24 protein-coding genes are annotated in these 25,602 nt (G+C 60.2%); 5 read left to right on the forward strand and 19 right to left on the reverse strand.

The window, feature by feature from the left end:
• Positions 1–14 precede the first annotated feature (14 nt).
• A complete protein-coding gene (locus HU731_RS10455; protein WP_186607851.1) occupies positions 15–560 on the forward strand; it encodes a hypothetical protein in 546 nt (181 codons plus the stop codon).
• Between the two features lie 268 nt (positions 561–828).
• On the opposite strand, the gene guaA is transcribed toward HU731_RS10455, so the two are convergent.
• The 4 genes from guaA to HU731_RS10475 all read right to left on the reverse strand — a co-directional run bounded on the left by guaA (position 829) and on the right by HU731_RS10475 (position 5,628).
• Positions 829–2,406 carry a glutamine-hydrolyzing GMP synthase gene (guaA, locus tag HU731_RS10460; RefSeq protein ID WP_003193997.1) on the reverse strand — a complete coding sequence of 526 codons (1,578 nt, stop codon included), beginning with the start codon at positions 2,404–2,406 and terminating at the stop codon, positions 829–831.
• A gap of 80 nt (positions 2,407–2,486) precedes the next feature.
• Positions 2,487–3,956, reverse strand: a complete 1,470-nt coding sequence (gene guaB, locus HU731_RS10465; RefSeq protein WP_003193998.1) for an IMP dehydrogenase — start codon at positions 3,954–3,956, stop codon at positions 2,487–2,489.
• Positions 3,957–4,174: 218 nt separating this feature from the next.
• A complete protein-coding gene (locus tag HU731_RS10470) occupies positions 4,175–4,723 on the reverse strand; it encodes a sugar ABC transporter ATPase (protein ID WP_186607850.1) in 549 nt (182 codons plus the stop codon).
• A gap of 137 nt (positions 4,724–4,860) precedes the next feature.
• A complete protein-coding gene (locus tag HU731_RS10475; protein WP_186607849.1) occupies positions 4,861–5,628 on the reverse strand; it encodes a sulfite exporter TauE/SafE family protein in 768 nt (255 codons plus the stop codon).
• A 101-nt stretch (positions 5,629–5,729) separates the two neighbouring features.
• Between HU731_RS10475 and HU731_RS10480 the strand changes: the two genes are divergently transcribed.
• The 4 genes from HU731_RS10480 to leuA all read left to right on the forward strand — a co-directional run bounded on the left by HU731_RS10480 (position 5,730) and on the right by leuA (position 10,939).
• Positions 5,730–6,620, forward strand: coding sequence for a LysR family transcriptional regulator (locus HU731_RS10480; protein ID WP_186607848.1), 891 nt, complete (start codon positions 5,730–5,732; stop codon positions 6,618–6,620).
• Positions 6,621–6,630: 10 nt separating this feature from the next.
• A complete protein-coding gene (xseA, locus tag HU731_RS10485) occupies positions 6,631–8,010 on the forward strand; it encodes an exodeoxyribonuclease VII large subunit (RefSeq protein ID WP_161904601.1) in 1,380 nt (459 codons plus the stop codon).
• Between the two features lie 3 nt (positions 8,011–8,013).
• On the forward strand, positions 8,014–8,835 hold the full coding sequence (locus HU731_RS10490) for a M23 family metallopeptidase (RefSeq protein WP_186607847.1): 822 nt from the start codon (positions 8,014–8,016) through the stop codon (positions 8,833–8,835).
• 424 nt (positions 8,836–9,259) lie between these two features.
• Positions 9,260–10,939: a 2-isopropylmalate synthase gene (gene leuA, locus HU731_RS10495; RefSeq protein WP_032895397.1), complete on the forward strand. Its 1,680-nt coding sequence runs from the start codon at positions 9,260–9,262 to the stop codon at positions 10,937–10,939.
• 160 nt (positions 10,940–11,099) lie between these two features.
• On the opposite strand, the gene HU731_RS10500 is transcribed toward leuA, so the two are convergent.
• The 15 genes from HU731_RS10500 to hscB all read right to left on the reverse strand — a co-directional run bounded on the left by HU731_RS10500 (position 11,100) and on the right by hscB (position 25,596).
• Entirely contained in the window at positions 11,100–11,891 is a 792-nt protein-coding gene (locus HU731_RS10500) for an amidohydrolase (RefSeq protein ID WP_098952618.1), read from the reverse strand.
• Positions 11,879–13,027 carry a pyridoxal phosphate-dependent aminotransferase gene (locus tag HU731_RS10505; RefSeq protein ID WP_186607846.1) on the reverse strand — a complete coding sequence of 383 codons (1,149 nt, stop codon included), beginning with the start codon at positions 13,025–13,027 and terminating at the stop codon, positions 11,879–11,881. Before HU731_RS10505 ends, HU731_RS10500 begins: the two co-directional genes overlap by 13 nt.
• A 134-nt stretch (positions 13,028–13,161) precedes the next feature.
• Positions 13,162–14,631 (reverse strand): ribosome biogenesis GTPase Der, encoded by a 1,470-nt coding sequence (der, locus tag HU731_RS10510; RefSeq protein WP_003194008.1) that lies wholly within the window; start codon positions 14,629–14,631, stop codon positions 13,162–13,164.
• Positions 14,632–14,891: 260 nt separating this feature from the next.
• Positions 14,892–16,043: an outer membrane protein assembly factor BamB gene (gene bamB, locus HU731_RS10515; RefSeq protein ID WP_032903676.1), complete on the reverse strand. Its 1,152-nt coding sequence runs from the start codon at positions 16,041–16,043 to the stop codon at positions 14,892–14,894.
• Entirely contained in the window at positions 16,036–16,677 is a 642-nt protein-coding gene (locus HU731_RS10520; RefSeq protein ID WP_056789048.1) for a YfgM family protein, read from the reverse strand. Before HU731_RS10520 ends, bamB begins: the two co-directional genes overlap by 8 nt.
• A 41-nt stretch (positions 16,678–16,718) precedes the next feature.
• A complete protein-coding gene (gene hisS, locus HU731_RS10525) occupies positions 16,719–18,008 on the reverse strand; it encodes a histidine--tRNA ligase (RefSeq protein WP_186607845.1) in 1,290 nt (429 codons plus the stop codon).
• A 23-nt stretch (positions 18,009–18,031) separates the two neighbouring features.
• Positions 18,032–19,141: a flavodoxin-dependent (E)-4-hydroxy-3-methylbut-2-enyl-diphosphate synthase gene (gene ispG / locus HU731_RS10530; protein ID WP_003175952.1), complete on the reverse strand. Its 1,110-nt coding sequence runs from the start codon at positions 19,139–19,141 to the stop codon at positions 18,032–18,034.
• Positions 19,142–19,143: 2 nt separating this feature from the next.
• Complete coding sequence (locus tag HU731_RS10535; RefSeq protein ID WP_186607844.1) at positions 19,144–20,139, reverse strand: RodZ domain-containing protein; 996 nt, start codon at positions 20,137–20,139, stop codon at positions 19,144–19,146.
• On the reverse strand, positions 20,139–20,897 hold the full coding sequence (gene pilW, locus HU731_RS10540; protein ID WP_105228359.1) for a type IV pilus biogenesis/stability protein PilW: 759 nt from the start codon (positions 20,895–20,897) through the stop codon (positions 20,139–20,141). Before pilW ends, HU731_RS10535 begins: the two co-directional genes overlap by 1 nt.
• A gap of 12 nt (positions 20,898–20,909) precedes the next feature.
• Positions 20,910–22,058 carry a dual-specificity RNA methyltransferase RlmN gene (gene rlmN, locus HU731_RS10545; RefSeq protein WP_003194014.1) on the reverse strand — a complete coding sequence of 383 codons (1,149 nt, stop codon included), beginning with the start codon at positions 22,056–22,058 and terminating at the stop codon, positions 20,910–20,912.
• A 29-nt stretch (positions 22,059–22,087) separates the two neighbouring features.
• The gene (gene ndk / locus HU731_RS10550; protein WP_003175956.1) at positions 22,088–22,513 is read right to left on the reverse strand and encodes a nucleoside-diphosphate kinase; all 426 of its coding nucleotides are present in this window, start codon (positions 22,511–22,513) and stop codon (positions 22,088–22,090) included.
• An 88-nt stretch (positions 22,514–22,601) separates the two neighbouring features.
• Positions 22,602–22,802 carry a Fe-S cluster assembly protein IscX gene (gene iscX / locus HU731_RS10555; protein WP_186607843.1) on the reverse strand — a complete coding sequence of 67 codons (201 nt, stop codon included), beginning with the start codon at positions 22,800–22,802 and terminating at the stop codon, positions 22,602–22,604.
• 13 nt (positions 22,803–22,815) lie between these two features.
• Positions 22,816–23,157 (reverse strand): ISC system 2Fe-2S type ferredoxin, encoded by a 342-nt coding sequence (gene fdx, locus HU731_RS10560; RefSeq protein WP_005791182.1) that lies wholly within the window; start codon positions 23,155–23,157, stop codon positions 22,816–22,818.
• 3 nt (positions 23,158–23,160) lie between these two features.
• On the reverse strand, positions 23,161–25,023 hold the full coding sequence (hscA, locus tag HU731_RS10565; protein ID WP_186607842.1) for a Fe-S protein assembly chaperone HscA: 1,863 nt from the start codon (positions 25,021–25,023) through the stop codon (positions 23,161–23,163).
• Positions 25,024–25,074: 51 nt separating this feature from the next.
• Positions 25,075–25,596 carry a co-chaperone HscB gene (gene hscB / locus HU731_RS10570; RefSeq protein WP_186607841.1) on the reverse strand — a complete coding sequence of 174 codons (522 nt, stop codon included), beginning with the start codon at positions 25,594–25,596 and terminating at the stop codon, positions 25,075–25,077.
• Positions 25,597–25,602 lie beyond the last annotated feature (6 nt).

Raw genomic sequence — 25,602 nt, forward strand, 5'->3', positions numbered from 1 at the left:
CGAGTCAATGCCTGATGAGACTGTTGCCTGTAATCCCCGCCGTGCTGCTGCTAGCGCTCGGCGGCTGCGGCCAAGTGGCGAACGTGCGTTCGCTGTCCACCGGCTATGTGCCCCCGCAGGGCGGCGAGACCGCGCGTATCCGCCTGCTCACCGACGGCCTGGTGCGCGCCGTGCCGGGGCGTGATTGCCTCGACTGGAACGTGCCCGGCGCGGGGGTAATGGCGTCGGCGAAACCCGGCTTCCCCGACCATAACGGCGAAAACCTCGGCATTCCCGGACCGATCTTTTCGTGGGCCGGTGCGGTCTCGTCGGAGCTGGTGGTGTCGGCGAACAAGCCGATCGCGTTCCATTATCTGGGGCGCCTGCAATATTCCCGGCAGTGTGCCAAAACCATGACCTTCGTGCCTCGGCCCGGCGTGGACTACATGGTGCAGGCCACCATGTCGGCGGACTGTTCGTTCCAGCTGGATGAATTGGAGGCGGGCGGCAAGCAGTGGGCCATGACCAAACCGCAGCCAGCGGGGAAGGTGTCGATGTGCAACGCGATTGATAACTTCTAGCCCGAAATCTGCGCGGGTTGAGGCTGCGCGCGAAGTTCTTCAAAACACACGCCTACACCCTAGGGTAGATGGGCAAACAGTTATTGCTGACATCTGCGCTGCTAAGCGTTTTCGATACCATGCCGACATTCCTTGTCCGGGACATGGTATCGATCTAGCTCTCTCAAATACGTACGATGGGCGCCATTAGAAACGCCATTGATGACGTATCAAACATAACTATTCAATTCTATTTTTTCAAAGAAAATCAAATAGTTATTGTACAGCTTTACTCCCACTCAATCGTCGCCGGCGGCTTGCTCGACACGTCATAAGTCACGCGGGAAATACCTTCGATCTCATTGATAATCCGGCCGCTGACCGTTTCCAGCAGTTCGTAAGGCAGGTGTGCCCAACGCGCTGTCATGAAGTCGATAGTCTCTACGGCACGCAGTGCAACAACCCACGCGTAACGGCGGCCATCGCCTACAACGCCAACCGATTTTACCGGCTGGAACACCACGAATGCCTGGCTGACCTTGTGGTACCAGTCGGCCTTGCGCAGTTCTTCGATGAAGATGTGGTCGGCGCGACGCAGCAGGTCGGCGTATTCCTTTTTCACTTCACCCAGAATACGCACGCCCAGGCCCGGGCCTGGGAATGGGTGGCGGTAGACCATGTCGTACGGCAGGCCCAGTTCCAGGCCCAGACGGCGCACTTCGTCCTTGAACAGTTCGCGCAGCGGTTCTACCAGCTTGAGGTTCATTTCCTCAGGCAGGCCGCCCACGTTGTGGTGGGACTTGATCACGTGGGCCTTGCCGCTCTTGGCGCCGGCCGACTCGATCACGTCGGGGTAGATGGTGCCCTGGGCGAGGTACTTGATGTTGTCCAGTTTGGTGGACTCGGCATCGAATACGTCGATGAAGGTGCGGCCGATGATCTTGCGCTTCTTCTCCGGGTCGGACTCGCCGGCCAGGTTGTTGAGGAACTGGTCCTCAGCGTTGGCGCGGATCACCTTGACGCCCATGTTCTCGGCGAACATGGCCATCACTTGCTCACCTTCGTGCAGGCGCAGCAGGCCGTTGTCGACAAATACGCAGGTCAGCTGGTCGCCGATGGCCTTGTGCAGCAAGGCCGCCACAACCGAAGAGTCAACGCCGCCGGACAGGCCGAGCAGCACGTTGTCGGTGCCGACCTGGGCGCGCACCTGGGCGATGGCGTCTTCAGCGATTTTCGACGGGGTCCACAGGGCTTCACACTCGCAGATGTCGAGGATGAAACGCGACAGGATGCGCCCACCTTGCTTGGTGTGGGTCACTTCCGGGTGGAACTGCACGCCGTAGTAGCGACGCTCGTCGCTGAACATGCCAGCGATCGGGCAGCTTGGGGTGCTGGCCAGGATGTGGAAGTCTTCCGGCATCTTGGTGACCTTGTCACCGTGGCTCATCCACACGTCGAGGCCGAACAGGCCGTCGGCGTCGATGTGGTCTTCGATGCCGTCCAGCAGGCGGCTCTTGCCGACCACGTCGACACGGGCATAACCGAATTCACGCAGCTCGGAACCCTCAACCTTGCCGCCCAGTTGCTCGGCCATGGTCTGCATGCCGTAGCAGATGCCGAACACCGGCACGCCCAGGTCGAATACCGCTTGCGGGCAGCGCGGGCTGTTGGCTTCGTGAACGGACTCGGGGCCACCGGCGAGAATGACGCCTTTGGGTGCGAATTCGCGGATCGCTTCATCGTCCATGTCGAACGGGTGCAGTTCGCAGTACACGCCGATTTCACGCACGCGGCGGGCGATCAGTTGGGTGTACTGGGAACCGAAGTCGAGGATCAGGATGCGGTGGGCGTGAATGTCGAGGGCCATGAAGTCAGTCTCGTCTAATGAATCAGAAACAACTCGGGGCTGAAGAACAGCCCCGGTTACTTAACATTTTGCTGGAAGGCTCAACCTACACGGTAGTTTGGCGCTTCCTTGGTGATCTGCACGTCGTGGACATGGGATTCAGCCATGCCGGCGCCGGTGATCCGCACGAACTCTGGCTTGGTGCGCATTTCTTCGATGTTGGCGCTGCCGGTGTAACCCATCGAGGAACGCAGGCCGCCCATCAGTTGGTGGATGATCGCGCTCAGGGTGCCTTTGTACGGCACACGGCCTTCGATGCCTTCCGGTACGAGCTTCTCGGCGCCTGCCGAAGAGTCCTGGAAGTAACGGTCGGAAGAGCCTTGCGCCTGGGACATGGCGCCCAGCGAACCCATGCCACGGTAAGCCTTGTACGAACGGCCCTGGAACAGTTCGATCTCGCCCGGCGCCTCTTCGGTACCGGCGAACATCGAGCCCATCATCACGCAGGAGGCACCAGCCACGATGGCCTTGGACAGGTCACCGGAGAAACGGATGCCGCCGTCGGCGATCAACGGTACGCCAGTGCCTTCAAGGGCAGCGGCGACGTTGGCGATGGCGCTGATTTGCGGCACGCCGACACCGGCAACGATGCGGGTGGTGCAGATGGAACCAGGGCCGATACCGACCTTGACTGCATCGGCGCCCGCTTCGGCCAGGGCCTTGGCGGCAGCGCCGGTGGCGATGTTGCCGCCGATCACCTGCACGTCAGGGAAGTTCTGCTTGACCCAACGCACGCGGTCGATCACGCCTTTGGAGTGGCCGTGGGCGGTGTCGACCACCACCACGTCAACACCGGCAGCGACCAGGGCCGAGACGCGGTCACCGGTGTCTTTACCGGTACCGACCGCAGCGCCAACGCGCAGACGACCTTGGTCATCCTTGCTGGCCAGCGGGTAAGCCTTGGCTTTTTCGATGTCGTTGACGGTCATCATGCCTTTGAGGGCAAATTTGTCGTCGACGATCAGCACGCGCTCGATGCGGTGCTTGTGCAACAGTTCGCGCACATCGTTCTTGTCGGCGCCTTCCTTGACAGTGACGAGGCGCTCTTTAGGCGTCATCACTTCGCGGACGGTGACTTCAAGACGGTTCTCGAAACGCACGTCACGGGAAGTGACGATGCCGACCAGGTCGCCATCGTGCAGCACCGGAACGCCGGAGATGTTGTGCATGCGAGTGAGTTCGAACAGGTCACGCACGGTGGCGTCAGCTTCGATGGTGATCGGATCTTTCACCACGCCGGCTTCATAACGCTTGACCTTGCGCACTTCGGCAGCTTGCTGCTCGATGGTCATGTTCTTGTGGATGATGCCGATGCCGCCTTCCTGAGCCATGGCAATGGCCAGACGGGCTTCGGTGACGGTGTCCATGGCAGCGGAAACCAGGGGAATATTCAGCTCGATGCCACGGGTTAGGCGGGTCTTGAGACTGACTTCGTTAGGAAGCACCTCGGAATAACCGGGCACTAGGAGAATGTCGTCGAATGTCAGAGCTTCTTGGCTGATACGCAGCATCGCGGGGGCTCCCGAGCGGGAAAATGGAAGCGCGCCATTATATACATGCACCCTGCCGGGCTCAATGTAAAACTCTGACAAACTTGGTAATACTGATAGATGGAGAAAACCCGCCGCTTTTTCTGTAGGAGCGAGCTTGCTCGCGAAGGAGGCAAAGGCACCGCGTTAAATCAGACACACCCCGTTATCGTTGACGATTTTCGCGAGCAAGCTCGCTCCTACAGCTCAACGTTGACCCAGGCAATCTTCTGGTCCAACCAGTCGGCAAACTCGTCGATAAAACTCTGCTTGAAGCCCGCCTCCGCCCAGTTGTTGAAGATAAAGCCCAGGTTGGAAAACCCGCATTCCTGCAGGAATAGAAAGCCGTTGATGTCGTCTTCATGCCCACACAGCGGGCAGGTGAAATTATCGGTGTGGCCGGGCATCCAGTCTTCCAGGCTTTCGAACAGCGCTTCTCCGACTTCCTTGAGGCACTCCGGGCAGCCGGCTTCTTCGAGAAAGCCCTTGGCCGGGGTATAGATGCACCGCTTGTAGATGATCTCCAAGCCATTGACCGGCTCGTTGAATGGCAGCGCCTCGGGGTGCAGCACCACGGCGCGGGCGCCATCGGCCAGGGCATAGCCCATGCGGTTGCCAGTGCGACCGCAGGTGGTGAGTTCTTCCTTGATGATGTTCTTGCGCACCAACCAGCGCACGATCGCCCGGGCGCGGGGCTCGTGGACCGGCAAGGTGGAGATTTTCGGGACAAGGATGCTTTGGGAGTTCATGGGAGTCCTGCGGTGTGGCTATTGGCGCCATCGCGGGCAAGCCCGGCTCCCACAGTTGATCGCATTCCAATGTGGGAGCCGGGCTTGCCCGCGATGACGCCCGGGAGGACGGCAGCTTAATCCCTGAAAAAATGAGGTCAAGTACTCAAATACCGTCCGACCAACGCAATACCACTGGCCAATACCAACCAGGTCACCAACCGCACGAACGCCTCACGGGACAGCCGCATCGTCAGCCTGCGCCCACACCACAGCCCCAGGGCCATCGCTGGCAACAGGCAAACCGCCAACATCCATAACGGCCAATCGGCATACACCCCGGCAATCAGGAACAGACTCAAACGCACGACCGTGCTGCAACTGATCAGCGCACTTTGCGTGGCCCGCGCTGCGTCCTTGGGCAAACGGCTATTCAGATAGATCGCATATAAAAAGCCGCCACTGCCAAATAGCGCACCAAACAGCCCACCCACCGTGCCCATGGGAATCGACCACCCCGCCGCCAGTTGAGTGGGCCGTGCTTTCACCGCCAGGCTGTAGATCGCGTAGGCGCTGATAAACAGCCCCATCAACAACAGCAACAGGTCCGAATGCAGGTTGAGCAAAAACACCACCCCCAAGGTGCAGCCGATGGCCATGCAGGGCAGCAACCGCAACAGTTCCGGCTTGCTCACATTGCGCCGGGTTTGCAGCAAGCCGCCAAACGCCGCGACAAAGTCCAGAAGCACCAGCAACGGGATAATCTTTGACAGAGGCATGAATAAAATCAGGATCGGCCCCGCCACCAGCGCCGTGCCGAACCCGGCAATGCCGAACACGATATACGCCGCCGTCACGCCCAAACCGATCACCAGCCAATCAACACCGCCGAACGACCACTGGCTCATTAGCTCCACCAGGCTCATGGCTTATTCCTTCTATTTCAGATGCCGTTCACTTTAGCCATCGACGAGCGTTGCGACTAATATCTTCAAAGCTCGCTACCCATCTCAAAAAGGCATGACTTGTGATCTCCACCCGGCAACTGCGTTACTTCGTCGAAATCGCCGACAGCGGCAGCTTCAGCGCCGCCGCCGAACGCCTGTTCGTAGCGCAATCGGCGTTGAGCCGGCAGATCAAAGAGCTGGAAGCCCAACTGCAAACCCCGCTGTTCGAGCGCACTGCACGCCAGCCACGGCTGACGGCTGCTGGCGAAGCCTTTTACCCGCGGGCGCGTAACCTGCTGAGTGAGTTGCTCAAGGCCAGCGACCTGGCGACGCAAGTGGGCCAGGGCCAGCTCGGCACCTTGCGTCTGAGCCACTCGAGCACCGTGCCGATGAGCGGCGCATTACTACAAGGCATCAGCACGTGGCTGGAGTGCTGCCCTGGAGTGTCGATGGATATCGCGAAGCTCTCCTCCGAAGCCCAGTTGGAGGAAATCGCCGAGGGTCGCCTGGACGTCGGCCTGCTGCGGTTGCCGGTGTTGCGCCAGCGCGAAGGCGTGCGCGTGGTGCCTTTGTACACCGAGCCGTTGGCGCTGGCGGTGCCGGCGGATCATCCCTTGGCACGCGGCAACGCAGCGGTCGAATTAATGCAACTCAAAGACGAGGCGTTTATCTCGATCCCCCACCCTCAGCGCGGCGGGCTGAGTTATCTGTCAGCCGAGTTATGCATGCGTGCCGGTTTTTTCCCCAAGGCGGCGCGGGTGATGTCGCGCAAGACCACGCAGTTGCAATTGATCCAGGCAGGTTTCGGTATTGCCTTGTTACCAAAATCCATGCAGGACATTGCCCCGCCCAATGTGCATTTTTTGCCCTTGGCCGACCCGGACTGCCACAGCACCGTAGCCCTGGCCTGTGCGCAAGCGCCGAACGCGCTGGTGGAGCAGTTCTGTCAAACCCTGCACGAATGCCTATAAACTGCCGCCCATGATTAAAGATCCTTTTGCCCGCTTGGGCCTGGACCGCGAAGTCCTGACTGTCAGCCAACTCAACGGCCGTGCGCGGGTGTTGCTGGAAGACGTATTCACCAATATCTGGGTGGAAGGCGAGATCTCCAACCTCGCCCGCCCGGCTTCCGGCCATGTGTACTTCACGCTCAAGGACAGTGGCGCCCAGGTGCGTTGCGCACTGTTTCGCAATAACGCGGCGCGGGTACGCCAGGCGTTGAAGGACGGCCTGGCGGTGAAGGTGCGTGGCAAGGTCTCGTTGTTCGAGGGCCGTGGCGATTACCAACTGATCCTCGACACCGTGGAGCCGGCCGGTGATGGTGCGCTGCGCCTGGCCTTCGATGCACTGAAGGAAAAGCTCAGCGCCGAAGGCCTGTTCAGTGCCGAACGCAAAGTGGCGCTGCCGGTGCATCCTCGGCGCATTGGCATTATCAGCTCGCCGACCGGCGCGGTGATTCGCGACATCATCAGCGTGTTCCGCCGCCGCGCGCCGAGCGTTGAACTGACCCTGATCCCTACCGCCGTGCAAGGCCGCGAAGCGATCGCGCAGATTGTGCGAGCGCTGAAACTCGCCGACGCCCGCGGTTTCGACGCGCTGATCCTGGCCCGTGGCGGTGGCTCCCTGGAAGACTTGTGGTGCTTCAACGAAGAGGCGGTGGCCCGCGCAATCGATGCCTGTGTTACCCCCATCGTCAGTGCCGTTGGCCATGAGACCGATGTGTCCATCAGCGACTTCGTGGCGGACGTCCGTGCCCCTACCCCCTCCGCCGCCGCTGAGTTGCTGGCTCCCGACGCCAGCCACCTGGTGCGCCAGGTAGAAAACCTGCAGCGCCGCCTGGTGATGCTGATGCGCAACCGCCTGAGCCACAGCCGCCTGCGCCTGGAAGGCATGGCCCGTCGCCTGCGCCACCCTGGTGAGCGCTTGCGCCAGCAGGCGCAGCGCCTGGATGACCTGGACATGCGCTTGCGCCGTGCGTTTGAGCGCAGCCTCAATACCCGTCGCGAACGCTTGATCCGCCTGGAGACCCGCCTCGCCGGCCAGCACCCGGGCCGTCAACTGGCCCTCTTGCGCCAACGCCTGGACAGCCTCGCCGAACGCCTGCCCCGCGCCATGCGCGAAGGTCTCAAGGCGCGGCGCCTGCAACTGCAAAGCCAGGTGCAGACGTTGCAGGTGGTCAGCCCGCTGGCGACCCTGGGCCGTGGCTACAGCATCCTGTTGGACGAGCGCGGCCAGGCGATTCGCAATGCCGCACAAACCCACACCGGCCAGCGCCTCACCGCGCGCCTGGGTGAAGGCCAATTGCAAGTGCGGGTGGAAGACAACCACCTGACACCCGTCACCCTTTCATTATTGGATTGATCGATGCCACGCCTACTGAGCCTGTTGATGCTGTTGTGCCTCACGTTTAACGCCTACGCCGACAGCTACATCACGCGAACCCTGAACAAACCGGTGCCTGGCGGCGTGGCCGTCGTCGAACTAGGCCCTTCGGCCACAGCGCCGAAAGCCACCTACCAGGGCAAGCCGGTGCTGGTGGTCAAGGAGCAGGACAACTGGCTGGCGATTGTCGGCATCCCATTGACGGTCAAGCCTGGCAACGAGCGCATCAGCAGCGGTGGGCGCAACCTGCCATTTATCGTCGGCTACAAGAAGTATCCGGAACAGCGCATCACCTTGAAAAACAAAAGCCAGGTCAACCCTGACCCGGCCCAGCTCAAGCGCATCGAAAATGAGCTGGCCGTGCAGATCAAGGCTTACCGCAGTTTCAGCCCGAACCTGCCGAGCAACCTGGTACTGGATAAACCGGTGAACGGGCCGCTGTCGAGCAAGTTTGGCGTGCGCCGCTTCTTCAACGGTGAAGAGCGCAACCCGCACTCGGGCCTGGACTTCGCCGTGCCGGCCGGCACGCCGATCAAGACGCCCGCGAACGGCAAAGTCATCCTGGTGGGCAATTACTTCTTCAATGGCAACACCGTGTTCGTCGACCATGGCCAAGGCTTTATCAGCATGTTCTGCCATATGTCCAAGATCGACGTGAAGGTGGGCGAGCAACTGGTGCGCGGCGCGGTGGTGGGCAAGGTTGGCTCGACAGGCCGTGCGACCGGGCCGCATATGCACTGGAACGTCAGCCTCAACGATGCCCGGGTAGACCCGGCGATATTCATCGGTGCGTTTCAGCCCTGATCAAAGGTGAAGCTACCGCCTCATCGCGGGCAAGCCCGGCTCCCACATTGGAATGCGGCCTAATGTGGGAGCTGGCTTGCCTGCGATGGCGCCAGGCCAGTCGCCTCAATTGCGCGCCTCACAAACGCCACGCAACAAAAACATGAATAAACCTAGATTAAAGCAATAAAATCTCGATTCCTACGACAGCAAAAGAACTTATCTCAATTTTTCTCGACTGCTTGCCATCTTTCACCTCGGCGGTTAGGGTTGAGCTTATGAAAACCTCTCACACCCTCATTCAGCTCCGCCAGCACCGCAGCCTGTGCCTCGTCAGCGCACGACTGCCAGGCTGAATCGATCTGCCTCGTCCTCACGTTTTATCCCCAATAACAGTTCTACGGCAGGCCGCCTTTTCTCGGCCCCTACAACCAAGGATTTCCCGATGAGCATGCTCAAAGACCCGTCTTCTAAATACCGCGCGTTCCCGACCATCGACATCCCGGACCGTACCTGGCCGTCGAAGACCATCACCCAAGCGCCTATCTGGTGCAGCTCCGACCTGCGTGATGGCAACCAGTCGCTGATCGAGCCGATGGACGCGGTGAAAAAGCTGCGCTTCTGGAAAACCCTGGTGGCCGTTGGCGTGAAGGAAATCGAAGCCTCGTTCCCGGCCGCTTCGCAAACCGACTTCGACTTCGTGCGCACCCTGATCGAAGACAACCACATCCCCGAGGACACCACCATCCAGGTGCTGACCCAGGGCCGTGAAGACTTGATCGCACGCACTTTCGAATCCCTGCGCGGCGCCAAGAAAGCCATTGTGCATTTGTACAATGCCACTTCGCCGTCGTTCCGCCGCATCGTGTTCAACCAGGACAAGGACGGCGTCAAGGCCATCGCGGTCAACGCCGCCAAGCTGTTCGTCAAATACGCCGCCCAGCAGCCGGAAACCCAGTGGACGTTCGAATACTCCCCAGAGACCTTCAGCGCCACTGAGCTGGAGTTCGCCAAGGAAGTCTGCGACGCGGTGATCGAGGTGTGGAACCCGACGCCTGAGCACAAGATGATCCTCAACCTGCCGGCCACCGTCGAGTGCGCCACGCCGAATATCTATGCCGACCAGATCGAGTGGTTCGGTCGCCATATCAACCGTCGTGACAGCGTGATTATCAGCCTGCACACCCACAACGACCGTGGCACTGGCGTGGCCGCCACCGAGTTGGGCCTGATGGCCGGCGCCGACCGTGTGGAAGGCTGCCTGTTTGGCAACGGCGAGCGTACCGGTAACGTCGATTTGGTCACCGTGGCGCTGAACATGTACACCCAGGGCCTGGACCCGCAGTTGGACTTCTCCGACATTGACGGTGTGCGCAAAGTGGTCGAGGAATGCAACCAGATCCAGGTGCACCCACGTCACCCATATGTCGGCGACCTGGTGCACACCGCATTCTCCGGCTCGCACCAGGACGCGATCCGCAAGGGCTTCTCCCAGCAGAAAGACGATGCCTTGTGGGAAGTGCCGTACTTGCCGATCGACCCGGCGGACATTGGCCGCAGCTACGAGGCGGTGATCCGCGTGAACAGCCAGTCGGGCAAGGGCGGCATCGCCTACCTGCTGGAGCAGGAATACGACATCAGCTTGCCGCGTCGCATGCAGATCGAGTTCAGCCAGGTGGTGCAGGCCGAAACCGACCGCGTGGGCCTGGAGATGACCGCGCCACAGATCTACGCCTTGCTGCAACGTGAATACCTGCAAGCCAACACGCCATATGCGTTGGTCAGCCACCGCCTGCAGGAAGAAAACGGCAACAGTTTTGTCGAGGTTGAAGTCTCGGGCAAAGGCCAGGGCGAAACCAACCTGCATTGGAAGGGCAAAGGCAACGGTGCACTGGAAGCCCTGGTGGCCGGCCTGCCGATTGGCGTGGAGATCATGGACTACAACGAGCACGCGATTGGCGCGGGCACCAATGCCAAGGCGGCGGCCTATATTGAACTGCGCGTGAACGGCGAACGCCCGGTGCATGGCGTGGGGATCGATGAAAACATCACTACCGCCAGCTTCAAGGCGCTGTTCAGTGCGCTGAACCGTTCGTTGAGCCAGTTGGAAGCCAAAGCGGCGTAACTTTATCGCAGCAATGCAAAAGGCCCCTGGGTGAGAATCCAGGGGCCTTTTCGTTTCAATACCTTGTAGGAGCGAGCTTGCTCGCGAAAAACCAAAAGGCACCGCTGGCAACCTGATAACGCTGCGTTATCGTTGACGCTTTTCGCGAGCAAGCTCGCTCCTACAGGAACTGAAAGCTATCGGCATCCAGGTTCGCCGGGAATCGTGTACGGTAAGCCGCCAGCTCCGCCGCATCCAGGATCACCTGGAACACCCCATCCGCCTCCCCTGCACTCAGCAACGTCTCACCCTGGAAATCCAGCACCTGGCTATCGCCGGTGTAGGCAAAACCCTTGCCGTCGGTGCCCACCCGGTTCACCGCCGCCACATAACACAGGTTCTCAATGGCCCGCGCCGGCAACAGGCGGTTCCAATGCTGACGCCGAGCACCCGGCCAGTTGGCGGTGTACAGCAGCAGGTCCGTATCCTGGGCGTCGCGGCTCCACACCGGGAAGCGCAGGTCATAGCAGATCAGCGGGCGAATGCGCCAACCCTTCAATTCGAACTGCACCTGGCGCTCGCCTGGGGTGTAATGGTCATGTTCACCGGCCATGCGGAACAGGTGGCGCTTGTCGTAATGCAACACCTCGCCATCCGGCCGCGCCCACAGCAGGCGGTTGCGGTGGCTGCCATCGGCGGCCTGGATGATCACACTGCCGGTAATCACGGCCTGATACTTTGCCGCCTGGGCCTGGAGCCAATGATGGGTGGGGCCGTTTTCCGGCTCGGCGAGGGCTTCTGATTCCATGGAAAACCCTGTGGTGAACATCTCTGGCAGCACGATCAAGTCGGCGCCTTTGGCCTGCTCCAGCAGCAACTCGAAGTGTTCGAAATTGGCCTGGCGGTCATGCCAGGCCAGGCTCGTCTGCACCAGGGCAATGTTCAGATTCGGCAATGTACTCAGATCACGCATAGTTTTTGCGCCGCGTGTCGCAGCGTCTCCTCGCGTTTGGCAAAGCACAGGCGCACCAGGCGCTGGCCTTGGGGTGGGTGCTGGTAGAACACCGAAACCGGAATGGTCGCCACGCCATGTTCGCGGGTCATCCACAGGGACATGGCCACGTCATCCAGGTCTGGGCGAATCTGCGAGTAATCCACCAGTTGGAAGTAAGTGCCGCTCACCCGGGTGAAGCTCAAGCGCGATGGCGCCAGCAGGTCGCAGAACAAGTCCCGTTTGGCCTGATAGAAGGCCGGCAGTTCTTCGACATGTTCCGGGTGTTCGGCCATGAAGTCCGCCAAAGCGTACTGCAAAGGGGTGACGCCGCAGAAGTTGACATATTGATGCACCTTGCGCAGTTCGGCGCTAAGGGCCGGTGGCGCGACCACGTAGCCGGTCTTCCAGCCTGTGACGTGATAGGTCTTGCCGAATGAGCTGACCACGAACGCGCGCTGATACAGCTCCTCATGGGCCAATACGCTGACGTGGGGCACGCCGTCGAACACCAAGTGCTCGTAGACCTCATCGCTGACCAGGTAGATATCGCGGTCGCGGATCAGTTCGGCCAACTGGTCCAGCTCGGCACGGCTGATCAAGGCGCCGGTGGGGTTGTGCGGGCTATTGAGGATGATCATGCGCGTACGCGGTGAAAGCGCAGCCTTGAGTTTCTCGAAGTCCAGGGCGAAGCCTTGCAGGCTCAGTTGCACATGCACGCAGCGACCACCGGCCAGTTCAACCGAAGGCTCGTAGCTGTCGTAGCTGGGGTCAAACACGATGACCTCATCGCCGTTGCGAATCACCGCCTGGATCGCGCAGAAGATCGCCTCGGTGGCACCTGGCGTAATGGTCACTTCAGTGTCCGCATTCACTGTGGCGCCATAGCTGCGGGCGATCTTGGCGGCTACCTGCTGACGCAACACGGGCAAGCCAGTCATGGGGGCGTACTGGTTATGACCGAGGGCGATGTGCTTACCCACTGCATCGAGCAAACCCTGCGGGCCATTGAAATCGGGAAAACCCTGGGACAGGTTGAGCGCGCCGGTTTCGGCGGCGAGTTGCGACATGGTGGTGAAAATGGTCGTGCCGACGTTTGGCAGCTTACTGGTGATCATCAAAAGCCCCTGCAGGTGAGCCCCAAGTTTTAAGCTGCCTATTGCATCGGGTCAAGGCACAAACCGTCGCGCACAAAAAAGGGCTCCAAAGGAGCCCTTTTTTGCAGCGTGTCACTTACCACTCAAAGCTGCCGTTATTTCTTGTCACGGCGCTTCTTGTCGGCCTTCTTGTGGTGAGTCATCAAACGACGCTTCTTGTTCACCTGACGGTCGGTCAGTGTGTTCTTGTTGCCTTCGTATGGGTTATCGCCACCTTTGAACTCGATACGGATCGGCGTACCGACCAGCTTCAAGACACGGCGGTAGGTGTTTTCCAGGTAACGCACGTAGGACTTGGGCACCTTCTCGATCTGGTTACCGTGAATCACGATAATCGGCGGGTTGGCACCACCCAAGTGGGCGTAACGCAGTTTGATCCGGCGGTTGTTGACCATCGGCGGTGCGTGCTCGCCCACCGCGTCTTCCAGGATCTGGGTGAGGCGGTTGGTCGGCCAGCGGGTGACCGCAGACTTGAACGAGTTCTGTACGGACGCGTAGAGGTTGCCCACGCCAGTGCCATGCAGTGCCGAGATAAAGTGGATATCGGCGAATTCGACGAAGAACAAGCGGCGTTGCAGCTCGATCTTGACGAAATCGCGCTCGCTCGGCGTCATGCCGTCCCACTTGTTGATCGCGATCACCAGCGCGCGACCGGCTTCCAGGGCAAAGCCCAGCAAGTTGAGGTCGTGGTCTACCACGCCTTCGCGGGCGTCCATCACGAAGATCACCACGTTGGCGTCTTTGATGGCTTGCAGGGTTTTGACCACGGAGAACTTTTCAACTTCTTCGTGGATCTTGCCGCGCTTGCGCACACCGGCGGTGTCGATCAGCGTGTACTTTTCCTCGTTGCGTTCGAACGGGATGTAGATGCTGTCGCGGGTGGTGCCGGGTTGGTCATAGACGATAACGCGGTCTTCACCGAGCATACGGTTGACCAAGGTCGACTTGCCGACGTTCGGACGGCCAATGATGGCGATCTTGATACCGTCTTTTTCGCTCGGGCCCGGAATGCGCTTGGCTTCCTCGCCTTCAGCAACGATCTCTTCTTCGCCCTCTTCTTCCTCGACGTCATCCTTGGGGAAGTCGCGCAGGGCGATTTCCAGCATCTGGGTGATGCCGCGACCGTGAGCACCGGCGACCGGGATCGCGTCGCCCAGGCCCATCGGGCTGAATTCGGCACGGGCCGCCTCAGGATCGATGTTATCGATCTTGTTGGCGACCAGATAGGAACGCTTGTTGCGCTTGCGCAGGTGCTCGCCAATCATCTGGTCGGCAGCGGTGTAGCCCGCACGGGCGTCCACCAGGAACAGCACCACATCGGCTTCTTCGATAGCGAGCAGCGACTGCTCGGCCATCTTTTCGTCCATGCCATGCTCGTCACCGGAGATACCACCGGTGTCGACAATAATATAGGAGCGCCCTTGCCACTTTGCCTCACCGTATTGGCGATCACGGGTCAGACCGGACAAGTCGCCGACAATGGCGTCACGAGTCCTGGTCAGGCGGTTGAACAAGGTGGACTTGCCGACGTTAGGTCGGCCCACCAGGGCGATTACGGGAACCATGCGGCTCTCCACTTCGTTATTTCAGAAAATACAAAAGCCGCTGCAGGGCAGCGGCTGGTGCTCGGGGCGGCATTTGAAATGCCACATGCCCTGCTCTGGCACTACTACTGTAGGAGCGAGCTTGCTCGCGAAAAACCCGAGAACGACGCGTTTATCCAGAAAACCCGCGTTATCGTTGACGTCCTTCGCGAGCAAGCTCGCTCCTACACCGAGCATTGAAGCAGGGCCGCCTGGGGGTTACCCCAAGCATAGTCAAACCTTTACTTGATGGTCAGGGCTTCCAGCTTGCCGCCGTTGCCATACACATAAAGCATGTTACCCACCACCAGCGGACGCGCACGCAGGCCGTCGCTGTCGATACGCTGGCGACCGACAAAACGACCGTCTACCTGGCTCAGCAGGTGCAGGTAGCCTTCGAAGTCACCGACCGCGACGTAGCTGGAGAAGACTTCCGGTGCCGACAGTTGACGGCGAGCCAGGGAGTCATTGCTCCACAGTGCAGTGGTGGAACGCTCATCGACACTTTCAACGGTGCCGGATGCCAGGCTCACATAGACGCTGCCAAACCCTTGGGCGACACCCGCATAGCTGGAAGCATCACGCTGCCAGTTGATGCGGCCGCTTTGCAGGTCCAGCGCGGCAACACGGCCCTGGTAAGTAGCGACGTAGAGGGTTTCACCCGACAGCAGCAAGCCGCCGTCGATGTCTACAACGCGATCCAGTTCGGAACGACCTTGTGGGATAGCCACACGGGTTTCCCAGGCCGGCACGCCGTTCTGGGTATTCAGGGCGACCACTTTACCGGTCGACAGGCCAGCAACGGCCAGGTTGTTGGTCACAATCGGACCACTGGTACCGCGCAGGGTCAACACCGCAGGGGTGCTGTCGTACAACCAGCGTTGGTCGCCGGTGGAGGCATCCAAGCCGATCACGCGGTCGTCCTGGGTTTGCACCACGACGATATCGCCGTTGGTCGCCGGTGCCGAGAGCACTTCACTGGTCACGCGAGCGCGCCATTTCTCTTCACCGGTGCTGGAGTCCAGCGCGACCACGTCACCCTTGAGCGTACCGATCAGCACCATGCCGTAGCCGACGCCCACACCGCCGGAAACCGGCAGCTCGAGGTCTTTCTTCCACTTGACGTCGCCGTTCATGCGATCCATGGCAACCACGACGCCAGTGGAATCAGTGGCCACGATGTTGTCGCCGTCAATCGCCGGCTGCAACAGGTTGTAGAGGTCGCCCTGCCCATCACCAATGGATTGGCTCCATTGTTTTTGCAGGACCACTTCTTCCTTGAAGCTGGTCAGCTCGGCAGGAGGCAGTTCTTTTTTGCTGTTGCTGCTGCAACCCGCGGCCAAAACGGCCAGAGCCAGCAATGCTGCATGTTTCCAACGGATCACGTCACGCATCCCCTTTGGCCAAGTCGTCGAGCTTGATTTGTAAGCCACCGACCGCCGCTTCATCAGACAGCGCCGCCTTGGCTTTTTGGTACGCAGCATGGGCTTCGTCGGTACGACCCAATTGGACCAACAGGTCGCCCTTGAGCTCTTCGCGAGTGGCCACGAATGCCTTGTCAGCATCGCCGTCGAGCAGTTTGAGTGCTTCGTCAGCCTTGTTCTGTGCCGCCAATACCTGTGCCAGGCGCTGACGTGCGATCTCACCCAGGGTCGGGTTGGTCGGCTTGTCGGCGATGGCCTTCAGCTCGGTGGCCGCGTCATCCAGCTTGCCGGTGTCGACCGCGACTTTCGCGACGAACAGGCTGCCGTACTGGGCGTACGTGCTACCACCGAATTCGTTCTTCAGCTTGCCGGCCAGGTCTGCAACCTGTGCAGGGTCGGGCTTGCCGTCCGGGGTCAGGGTAGTTTCCAGCAATTGCTGATAAACGATCGAGGCACCTTGGGACTGGTTGGCCTGATACTTGGTCCAGGCTTGCCAGCCGAACACCACCACTAGCGCCAGCAGGCCACCTGTGACCAGGGGCTTGCCGTTACGCTGCCACCAGTCCTTGAAGTCGGCCAGTTGCTCATCATCAGTACTCGACACCCCAATACTCCTTAATCGCTAAATTCGGCTGTTCGACAGCTTCAACCCTGCACAACGCAGGTGGCCAAGTGCGCAGCGAGCGCATCAAAGGCAATGTTCTGTTGTTCGCCCTGGCCACGCAGGGGTTTGAAACCTACCACTTGCTGGGCCAGCTCGTCATCGCCGAGGATCAGTGCGTACAGCGCACCGCTCTTGTCGGCCTTCTTGAACTGGCTCTTGAAGCTACCAGCGCCGGCATTGACCTGCAGGCGCAGGCTCGGCAGTTGGTCACGTACTTTTTCGCTCAAGGCCAGGGCCGCCAGTTCGGCAGCCTCGCCGAAGGCGCACAGGTACACGTCCACCTGACGGGAAATCTCTTGCGGGACCTGCTCCAGGGTTTCCAGCAGCAGGATCAGCCGCTCGATGCCCATGGCAAAGCCCACGCCCGTGGTCGGCTTGCCGCCCATTTGCTCGACCAGGCCGTCGTAGCGACCACCGGCACACACGGTGCCCTGGGCGCCAAGCTTGTCGGTGACCCACTCGAACACGGTCTTGCTGTAGTAGTCGAGGCCACGCACCAGCTTGGGGTTGATCACGTAGGGAATACCGGCTGCATCCAGGCGAGCCTTGAGGCCCTCGAAGTGCACACGGGATTCGTCGTCCAGGTAATCGGCCATTTTCGGCGCATCGACCAGCACGGCCTGGGTATCGGCGTTCTTGGTATCCAGGACGCGCAACGGGTTGGTTTTCAGACGGCGTTGGCTGTCTTCGTCCAGTTTGTCCAGGTGGGCCGACAGGTACTCGACCAAGGCTTCGCGGTAGCGCCCGCGGGACTCGCTGGTGCCCAGGCTGTTGAGTTCAAGCTTGACGGCGTCACGAATGCCCAACTGGCCCCATAGGCGCCAGGTCAGCACGATCAGCTCGGCGTCGATGTCCGGGCCGTCCAGGTTGAACACTTCGCAACCGATCTGGTGGAACTGGCGGTAACGGCCTTTCTGTGGGCGCTCGTGGCGGAACATCGGGCCGATGTACCACAGCTTCTGGGTCTGGCCACCACCGGTGATGCCATGTTCCAGTACGGCGCGCACGCACGCGGCCGTGCCTTCCGGACGCAAGGTCAGGGAGTCGCCGTTGCGGTCTTCAAAGGTGTACATCTCTTTTTCGACGATGTCGGTCACTTCACCGATGGAGCGCTTGAACAGCTCGGTGAACTCGACGATCGGCATGCGGATCTGCTTGTAACCGTAGTTATCCAGCAGGCGCGCGACCGTGCTCTCGAAGTAGCGCCACAGTGGCGTCTGCTCCGGCAGGATGTCGTTCATGCCACGAATGGCTTGCAGAGACTTGCTCACATCAGATCCTTAAATTCGGTCAATCAGCCGCGAGCGATCAGCGCTGCGTCAGCGGCGACCTTCTCGGCCGCTTTCTCGCGGATCAGCTTTTCCAGCTCATCCACCAGATTGTCATTCGTTAGCTTCTGCGACGGCTTGCCGTCGATGTAAATCAGGTTCGGTGTACCACCGGTCAGGCCCACGTGGGCCTCTTTGGCCTCACCCGGCCCGTTGACCACACAACCGATCACCGCGACATCCAGCGGCACCAGCAGGTCTTCGAGGCGCAACTCCAGGTCGTTCATGGTTTTCACCACGTCGAAGTTCTGCCGCGAGCAGCTCGGGCAGGCGATGAAGTTGATACCACGGGAACGCAAACGCAGGGATTTGAGAATGTCGTAGCCGACCTTCACTTCCTCTACGGGGTCTGCCGCCAGGGAGATGCGGATAGTATCGCCAATCCCTTCGGCGAGCAGCATACCGAGACCCACCGCAGATTTCACCGTGCCTGAGCGTAAACCGCCCGCTTCGGTGATCCCCAGGTGCAGCGGTTGCACGATTTCTTTGGCCAGCAGGCGATAGGCTTCTACGGCCATGAACACATCAGAGGCCTTTACGCTGACCTTGAAGTCCTGGAAATTCAGGCGTTCCAGGTGTTCAACGTGGCGCAGTGCAGACTCAACCAGCGCTGCCGGCGTGGGCTCGCCGTATTTTTTTTGCAGGTCTTTTTCCAGGGAGCCGGCGTTGACGCCAATGCGGATCGGAATACCACGATCCCGGGCAGCATCAACCACAGCACGCACGCGATCTTCACGCCCGATATTGCCGGGGTTGATACGCAGGCAGTCCACACCCAGTTCGGCCACGCGCAACGCGATCTTGTAGTCGAAGTGAATATCGGCAACCAGTGGCACCTTGACCAACTGTTTGATACGACCAAAGGCCTCGGCTGCGTCCATGTCCGGAACGGACACCCGCACGATGTCCACGCCAGCCGCTTCCAGACGATTGATCTGGGCCACGGTGGCGGCCACATCGTTGGTGTCGCTGTTGGTCATGCTCTGCACTGCAATGGGGGCATCGCCACCCACCGGCACCGAGCCGACCCAGATCTTGCGCGATACGCGACGTTTGATTGGAGATTCGCCGTGCATGACTATTGTCCCAACTTGAGGCGAGCAGTCTCGCCACTGGTGAACGGCGCCACGTCTACAGGCTGGCCGTTGTAGGCCACTTGCGCGCCACGGGCAAAGCCCAGACGCAGCGTCAAAGGAGGCTTGCCGCCCTGGTCAAGCGTATCTCCCTTACGCTTCAAACCGCTGAACAGCACTTTGCCGTTGCCATCGGTGACCTGCGTCCAGCAGTCAGCGATGAAGGTAATTTGTACGCGCCCGTCACCGGCGATCAATGCCGGGGTGGTGGGAGGCGACATCGCCGGCGCTGCGGGTGCGGCTGGCGCAGGGGTCGCAGGGGCAGGTGTCGGAACCACCGGAGCCTGGGCCACGGGTGCTGCCGGAGCGGTTGGAACCGCCGGAGCCGGCACCGCAGCCGTCGCAGCCGGGGCCGTGCCAGCGTCTGGCGCGGGTTGCTCGGCAGTGGCCGGCGCTTGCGGCGCGGCTTGCCCTTCTACCACGGCCTGGTCTTCCGGCTCGTCCAGGGGGTGAATCTGAGTGGTGCCGTCCGCACTTTCGACTTCGACATGTTCCATGGCGTTGCTGGTCAGGTCTTTGTTGCGCTGGGAGGTCTGGTCTTGCCACCAGACAAAACCGCCGCCGACCACGGCAATCAGCAACAACAGGCTGACAATCCGCAAAATGGTGTGGGAAACCCGTGTTGGCTCTTCGATACGCCCCAACCCATGGACATTACTGCCTTGGGCGTCGGTACCGGTGAACTGGTCGAACTCCTGAACCAGCACGGCCTGGTCGATACCCAGCAATTTGGCATAGGCGCGGATATAGCCGCGGGCAAAGGTGTGCCCAGGCAGCTTGTCGAACGCGCCGGCTTCCAGGTTGGCCAGGGAGGTGCTGGTCAAATTGAGCTTGAGGGCCACTTCCGCCAGCGACCAACCATGGCTTTCGCGGGCCTGGCGCAAGGTTTCGCCTGGGTTGACGCGATTAGCTGCTACATCTTCCGGGTGCGCGGCTTTCATCATTGCTCCGACAGGTATTGCTGATATTCCGGCGTACCGGGATAGAGTCGTTCGAGTTGCTGGCCAAAACGTGCGGCCGTGTCGTGTTCTTCATGAACCGTCGCCAGGCGCACACCGAGCAATAGACTACGTGCATTTTGCCCGCTGAGCAGGCTAAAACGCTCGTAATAGTCACGTGCCGGCACATAATGCCTGTCTTCGTAAGACAACTCAGCCATTTCGAGCAATGCCCGTGGCTGGCGACTATTCAAATGCAGGGCTTTTTCCAGTTGCTGGCGGGCGCTGTCGCGCTGGCCGAGGCGCATCGAGGTCACACCGAGGTTCTCGAACACCCGCGAACGTTGCGGGTAGAGGGTATCGGTGGCGGCTTGCTGGAAATAACGTGACGCCAGGTCATACCGTTGCTGCTCGAACAGGAAACTGCCGTAGTTGTTCAGCAGCCGCGGGTCGGCAGGACGGGAGGCCAGGGCCTTGTGAAAATAGCGGTCGGCCAGCTCGGGCTCGGCCTGGGCCTGAAACACCAGGGCCAGCGCGGCGTTGGCATCGGCATCATCGGCGTCCAGTTCAAGGGCCTTTTTCAACGGCACCTTGGCCTGCTCGCTCATGCCTTGGCGCAGGTACCCCAAGCCCAGTTGCACATAGGCAACTCGCGCCTCATCACGGCCTTTATCAGTGCGCAACGGGCTGTCATGGCCCGATGAAACGCAACCGGCCACGAGGCCGGTAAAGAGTAAAAGCAGCGCAAGGCGCAAGGGCATAGAGATCCTCTCTCAGATTCGATTCACAGCGATTTGCGGCAAATCTTCAGCGGCGTTAAGTTCGCGCACGGCGATATAACGTTCACTGCGGCGGGTGCGGTCCATCACCTGCCCTACCAATTGGCCACACGCGGCATCGATGTCTTCACCACGAGTGGTTCGCACAGTGACGTTATAGCCGGCCTGGTGCAGTTGATCCTGGAAACGACGGATAGCGTTGTTGCTCGGCCGCTCGTAGCCAGAATGGGGAAACGGGTTGAACGGGATCAAGTTGATCTTGCACGGGGTGTCCTTGAGCAATTCGATCATCTCGACCGCGTGCTCCAGTTTGTCGTTGACGTCCTTGAGCATGGTGTACTCAATGGTCAACACACGCTTCTCACCCAGGGTCGCCATATAACGCTGGCACGACTCGAGCAACATCTTAAGCGGATACTTCTTGTTGATCGGCACCAATTGGTTACGCAATGCGTCATTAGGTGCGTGCAGCGACAACGCGAGGGAGACGTCGATGTGCTTGGCCAGCTCATCGATCATCGGTACCACGCCGGAGGTCGACAGGGTCACACGGCGCTTGGAGATGCCGTAGCCCAAGTCGTCCATCATCAGGTGCATGGCCGCAATCACGTTGTCGAAGTTCAGCAGCGGCTCACCCATGCCCATCATCACCACGTTGGTGATGGCACGGTCGACGGTCGCCGGGACGCTGCCAAAGGATTTGTTGGCAATCCACACCTGGCCGATAACTTCAGCGGCGGTGAGGTTGCTATTGAAGCCTTGCTTGCCGGTGGAGCAGAAACTGCAGTCCAGGGCACAGCCTGCCTGGGACGAAACGCACAAAGTGCCGCGTTTGCCCTGGGGAATGTACACGGTCTCGACACAGCTGCCGGACGCCACGCGCACGACCCACTTACGGGTACCGTCGCTGGAGATGTCCTCGCTGACCACTTCGGGACCACGCACCTCGGCAATGGCCTTGAGCTTGTCGCGCAGGGCCTTGCTGACGTTCGTCATGGCGTCGAAATCGTCGACGCCAAAGTGGTGAATCCACTTCATTACCTGACCGGCACGGAAACGCTTCTCCCCGATTGAGTCGAAGAATTTCTCCATTTCCGGCTGAGTCAGACCCAGCAGGTTGGTTTTAACAGTCGATGTAGTCATGGATTCACCCTCACTCTTTAAGCCGATGCTTAGCGAGCGGTTACTTCAGTAGCAGCGAAAAAGTACGAGATTTCGCGAGCAGCAGCAGCTTCGGAGTCCGAGCCGTGAACAGCGTTGGCGTCGATGGATTCAGCGAAGTCAGCACGGATGGTGCCAGCAGCTGCTTCTTTAGGGTTGGTAGCGCCCATCAGCTCGCGGTTCAGAGCGATGGCGTTTTCGCCTTCCAGAACCTGGACAACAACAGGACCGGAGATCATGAAGGCAACCAGGTCGCCGAAGAAGCCACGAGCGCTGTGCTCAGCGTAGAAGCCTTCAGCTTCAGCCTTGGACAGTTGCTTGAGTTTCGAAGCTACAACCTTCAGGCCGGCTTTTTCGAAACGAGTGGTGATCTCGCCGATGACGTTTTTTGCAACAGCGTCAGGCTTGATGATGGAGAAAGTACGTTGAACAGCCATGGTGTAACTCCAGAAACGGTAATTTACGAAAAATTAAACCCGCGAATTATACGCGGGTTCAGGGGTATTGCCTAACCTGCAAGGTCGATCAGTCGATTTCTTCGATCCAGAGCTGTTGGACAGCTTCCAGAACCTTCTCGCCACAACGGCCAGAGTTACTATCGAAATCGGGAAGCTCCATGATCCAGTGCTGCAGATCGACAAAATTAACGGTCAACGGATTCACGTCCGGCTTGGCTTCGGCCAACTCTTCTGCGATGCGTTGTACATCATTCCAACCATAGCTCATGACAGTGACACCATCAGTGCGGCGCTTCGGCCGCATGGTTAAGCGAATATTTCGGGATTTCGACGGTGAGGTCTTCAGTCCCCACTTTTGCCTGGCAACTCAGGCGCGACGTCGGCTCCAGGCCCCACGCCCGATCAAGATAGTCTTCTTCCAGGTCGTCAGCCTCATTGAGGCTGTCGAAACCTTTACGAATGATGCAGTGACAGGTGGTGCAGGCATTGACGCCGCCACAGGCACTTTCGATCTCGATATGGTTGTCATGCGCGACGTCGAGCAGGGACTTGCCGGTCTCAGCCTCCACGACCATGCCATCAGGGCAATGTTCGGCGTGCGGTAGAAAAGTGACCTGCGGCATCAGTTATTCCTCAATTTCATTCAGGTTGCGGCCCGCCAGCGCGGCTTTAACCGTCTGATCCATACGGCGGGCGGCAAAGGCATCAGTCACTTGCGACAGGCGCTTGGTCTGTTGCTCGATGGCGTAACCATCGTTGCCTTTCATCAGTTCGGCCAGTTCCTGCATCTGCAGGTCAATGACCATGCGTTCTTCGGCATCCAGCAAGCGCTCGCCGTCGGCTTCAAGGGCACCCTGCACCGCTTCAAGCAGGCGCTGGGCATCCACTTGTTGCTCGCGCAATACGCGGGCGACCTTGTCGTCACCGGCATACTGGAACGAATCCTTGAGCATCTTGGCGATTTCGCCATCGGTGAGGCCGTAGGACGGCTTGACCTGGATGCTGGCTTCAACGCCCGAGGCCAGTTCGCGCGCAGCCACGCTGAGCAAGCCATCGGCATCGACCTGGAAGGTCACGCGAATCTTGGCGGCACCGGCCACCATCGCTGGAATGCCACGCAACTCAAAGCGCGCCAGGGAGCGGCAGTCGCTGATCAGCTCGCGCTCACCTTGCAGCACATGAATCATCATGGCTGTCTGGCCGTCTTTGTAGGTGGTGAAGTCCTGGGCGCGCGCGACGGGGATGGTGGTGTTACGCGGAATCACCTTCTCCATCAAGCCGCCCATGGTTTCCAGGCCCAAGGACAACGGGATCACGTCGAGCAACAGCAATTCGCCGCCATCGCGTTTGTTACCCGCCAGGGTATCGGCCTGGATGGCAGCGCCGATGGCGACGACTTGATCCGGGTCGATTTCGGTCAATGGTTGACGCCCAAAGGCCTCGGCGACCGCTTCACGCACGCGCGGCACACGGGTGGAACCGCCGACCATGACCACTGCACCGACGTCTTCCAACTCGATACCGGAATCACGCACAGCACGACGGCAGGCCTTGAGGCTGCGGGCGACCATCGGCTCGATCAGCGCATCAAAGGCTTCGCGGGTCAGCTGTGCCGACCAGTCACCGTAGGACACTTCAACAGAGGCAGCGTCAGTCAGCGCCTCTTTGGCCGCGCAGGCAGTTTGCAGCAAGTTGCGCTGCGCGCCTGGGTCCAGGTCAGCCGACAAGCCGACACTGCTGATGATCCAGCCAGCAATAGCGTGATCGAAATCATCGCCACCCAGGGCGCTGTCGCCGCCGGTTGCGAGCACTTCAAACACACCGCCGGTCAGGCGCAGGATCGAAATATCGAAGGTGCCGCCGCCCAGGTCATAAATAGCGACCAGGCCCTCAGCGTGCTGATCGAGGCCGTAGGCCACCGCCGCCGCAGTCGGCTCGTTGAGCAAGCGCAGCACGTTCAAGCCGGCAAGTTTCGCCGCATCCTTGGTGGCTTGGCGCTGGGCGTCATCGAAATACGCCGGAACAGTGATCACCGCCCCTACCAGCTCACCGCCCAGGGTGCTTTCTGCACGCTGGCGCAGCACCTTGAGAATATCGGCCGACACTTCCACCGGGCTTTTGGGCCCCTGGACGGTGTCGATGAACGGCATATGGGATTCGCCGCCGACAAAGCGGTACGGCAGTTGGTCGCCCAATTGCTTGACGTCGGACAACCCACGACCCATCAAGCGCTTGACCGACAACACCGTGTTCAAGGGGTCTGCGGACGCGGCCAGCTTGGCCGATTCGCCCACTTCGGTGCGGTCGGCGTGATAACGCACGGCGGACGGCAGGATCACCTGCCCATCGGCATCGGGCAGTGGCTCGGACAGGCCGCTGCGCAAGGCAGCAACCAGGGAATTGGTGGTGCCCAGGTCAATCCCGACCGCCAGGCGACGCTGGTGCGGTTGAGGGCTTTGGCCGGGTTCGGCGATTTGCAGTAGAGCCATGGTAATCAGGTCTTATCTGTCTATCAGGCGTGCATCACGGGCAGCACTGGGTTAATCGTCGAGGCGCTCTTCTAGCTGGCGCACTTCGTAGGTGAGCTTGTCGAGGAACTGCATGCGCCGCATCAGGCGTTCGGCCTGTTCGCGTTGCGCCGCATCATCCCAACAGGCTGCGAAGCTTTCGTTGAGCTCATCCTGGGCCACCTTCAGACGGCGCTTGAAGACCACGACGCCAGCCACATCGGCTTCGTCCTGCAAGTCTTCGAGCTCTTCACGCCACTGCATCTGCTGCATCAGGAAGTCCGGGTCATGCACGGTGACTTCCATCGGCAACTCACCGCCCTTCATCGCCAGTAAATAACGGGCGCGTTTCGGGGGGCTTTTTAGCGTCTGATAGGCTTCGTTGAGGCTGGCCGATTGCTCCAGCGCCAAGCGTTGCTCACGCTCGGAAGCGTCGGCAAAGCGGTCCGGATGCACGCCACGCGCCAACTCACGGTAGCGCGTAGCAAGCTGCTCAAGGTCCAGCCGAAAGCTCGGCTGCAGCTCGAATAAAGCGAAATGACAAGGAGTACCCACGAGTAG

The sequence above is a fragment of the Pseudomonas salmasensis genome (genome assembly GCF_014268375.2).
Taxonomy (GTDB): domain Bacteria; phylum Pseudomonadota; class Gammaproteobacteria; order Pseudomonadales; family Pseudomonadaceae; genus Aquipseudomonas; species Aquipseudomonas salmasensis.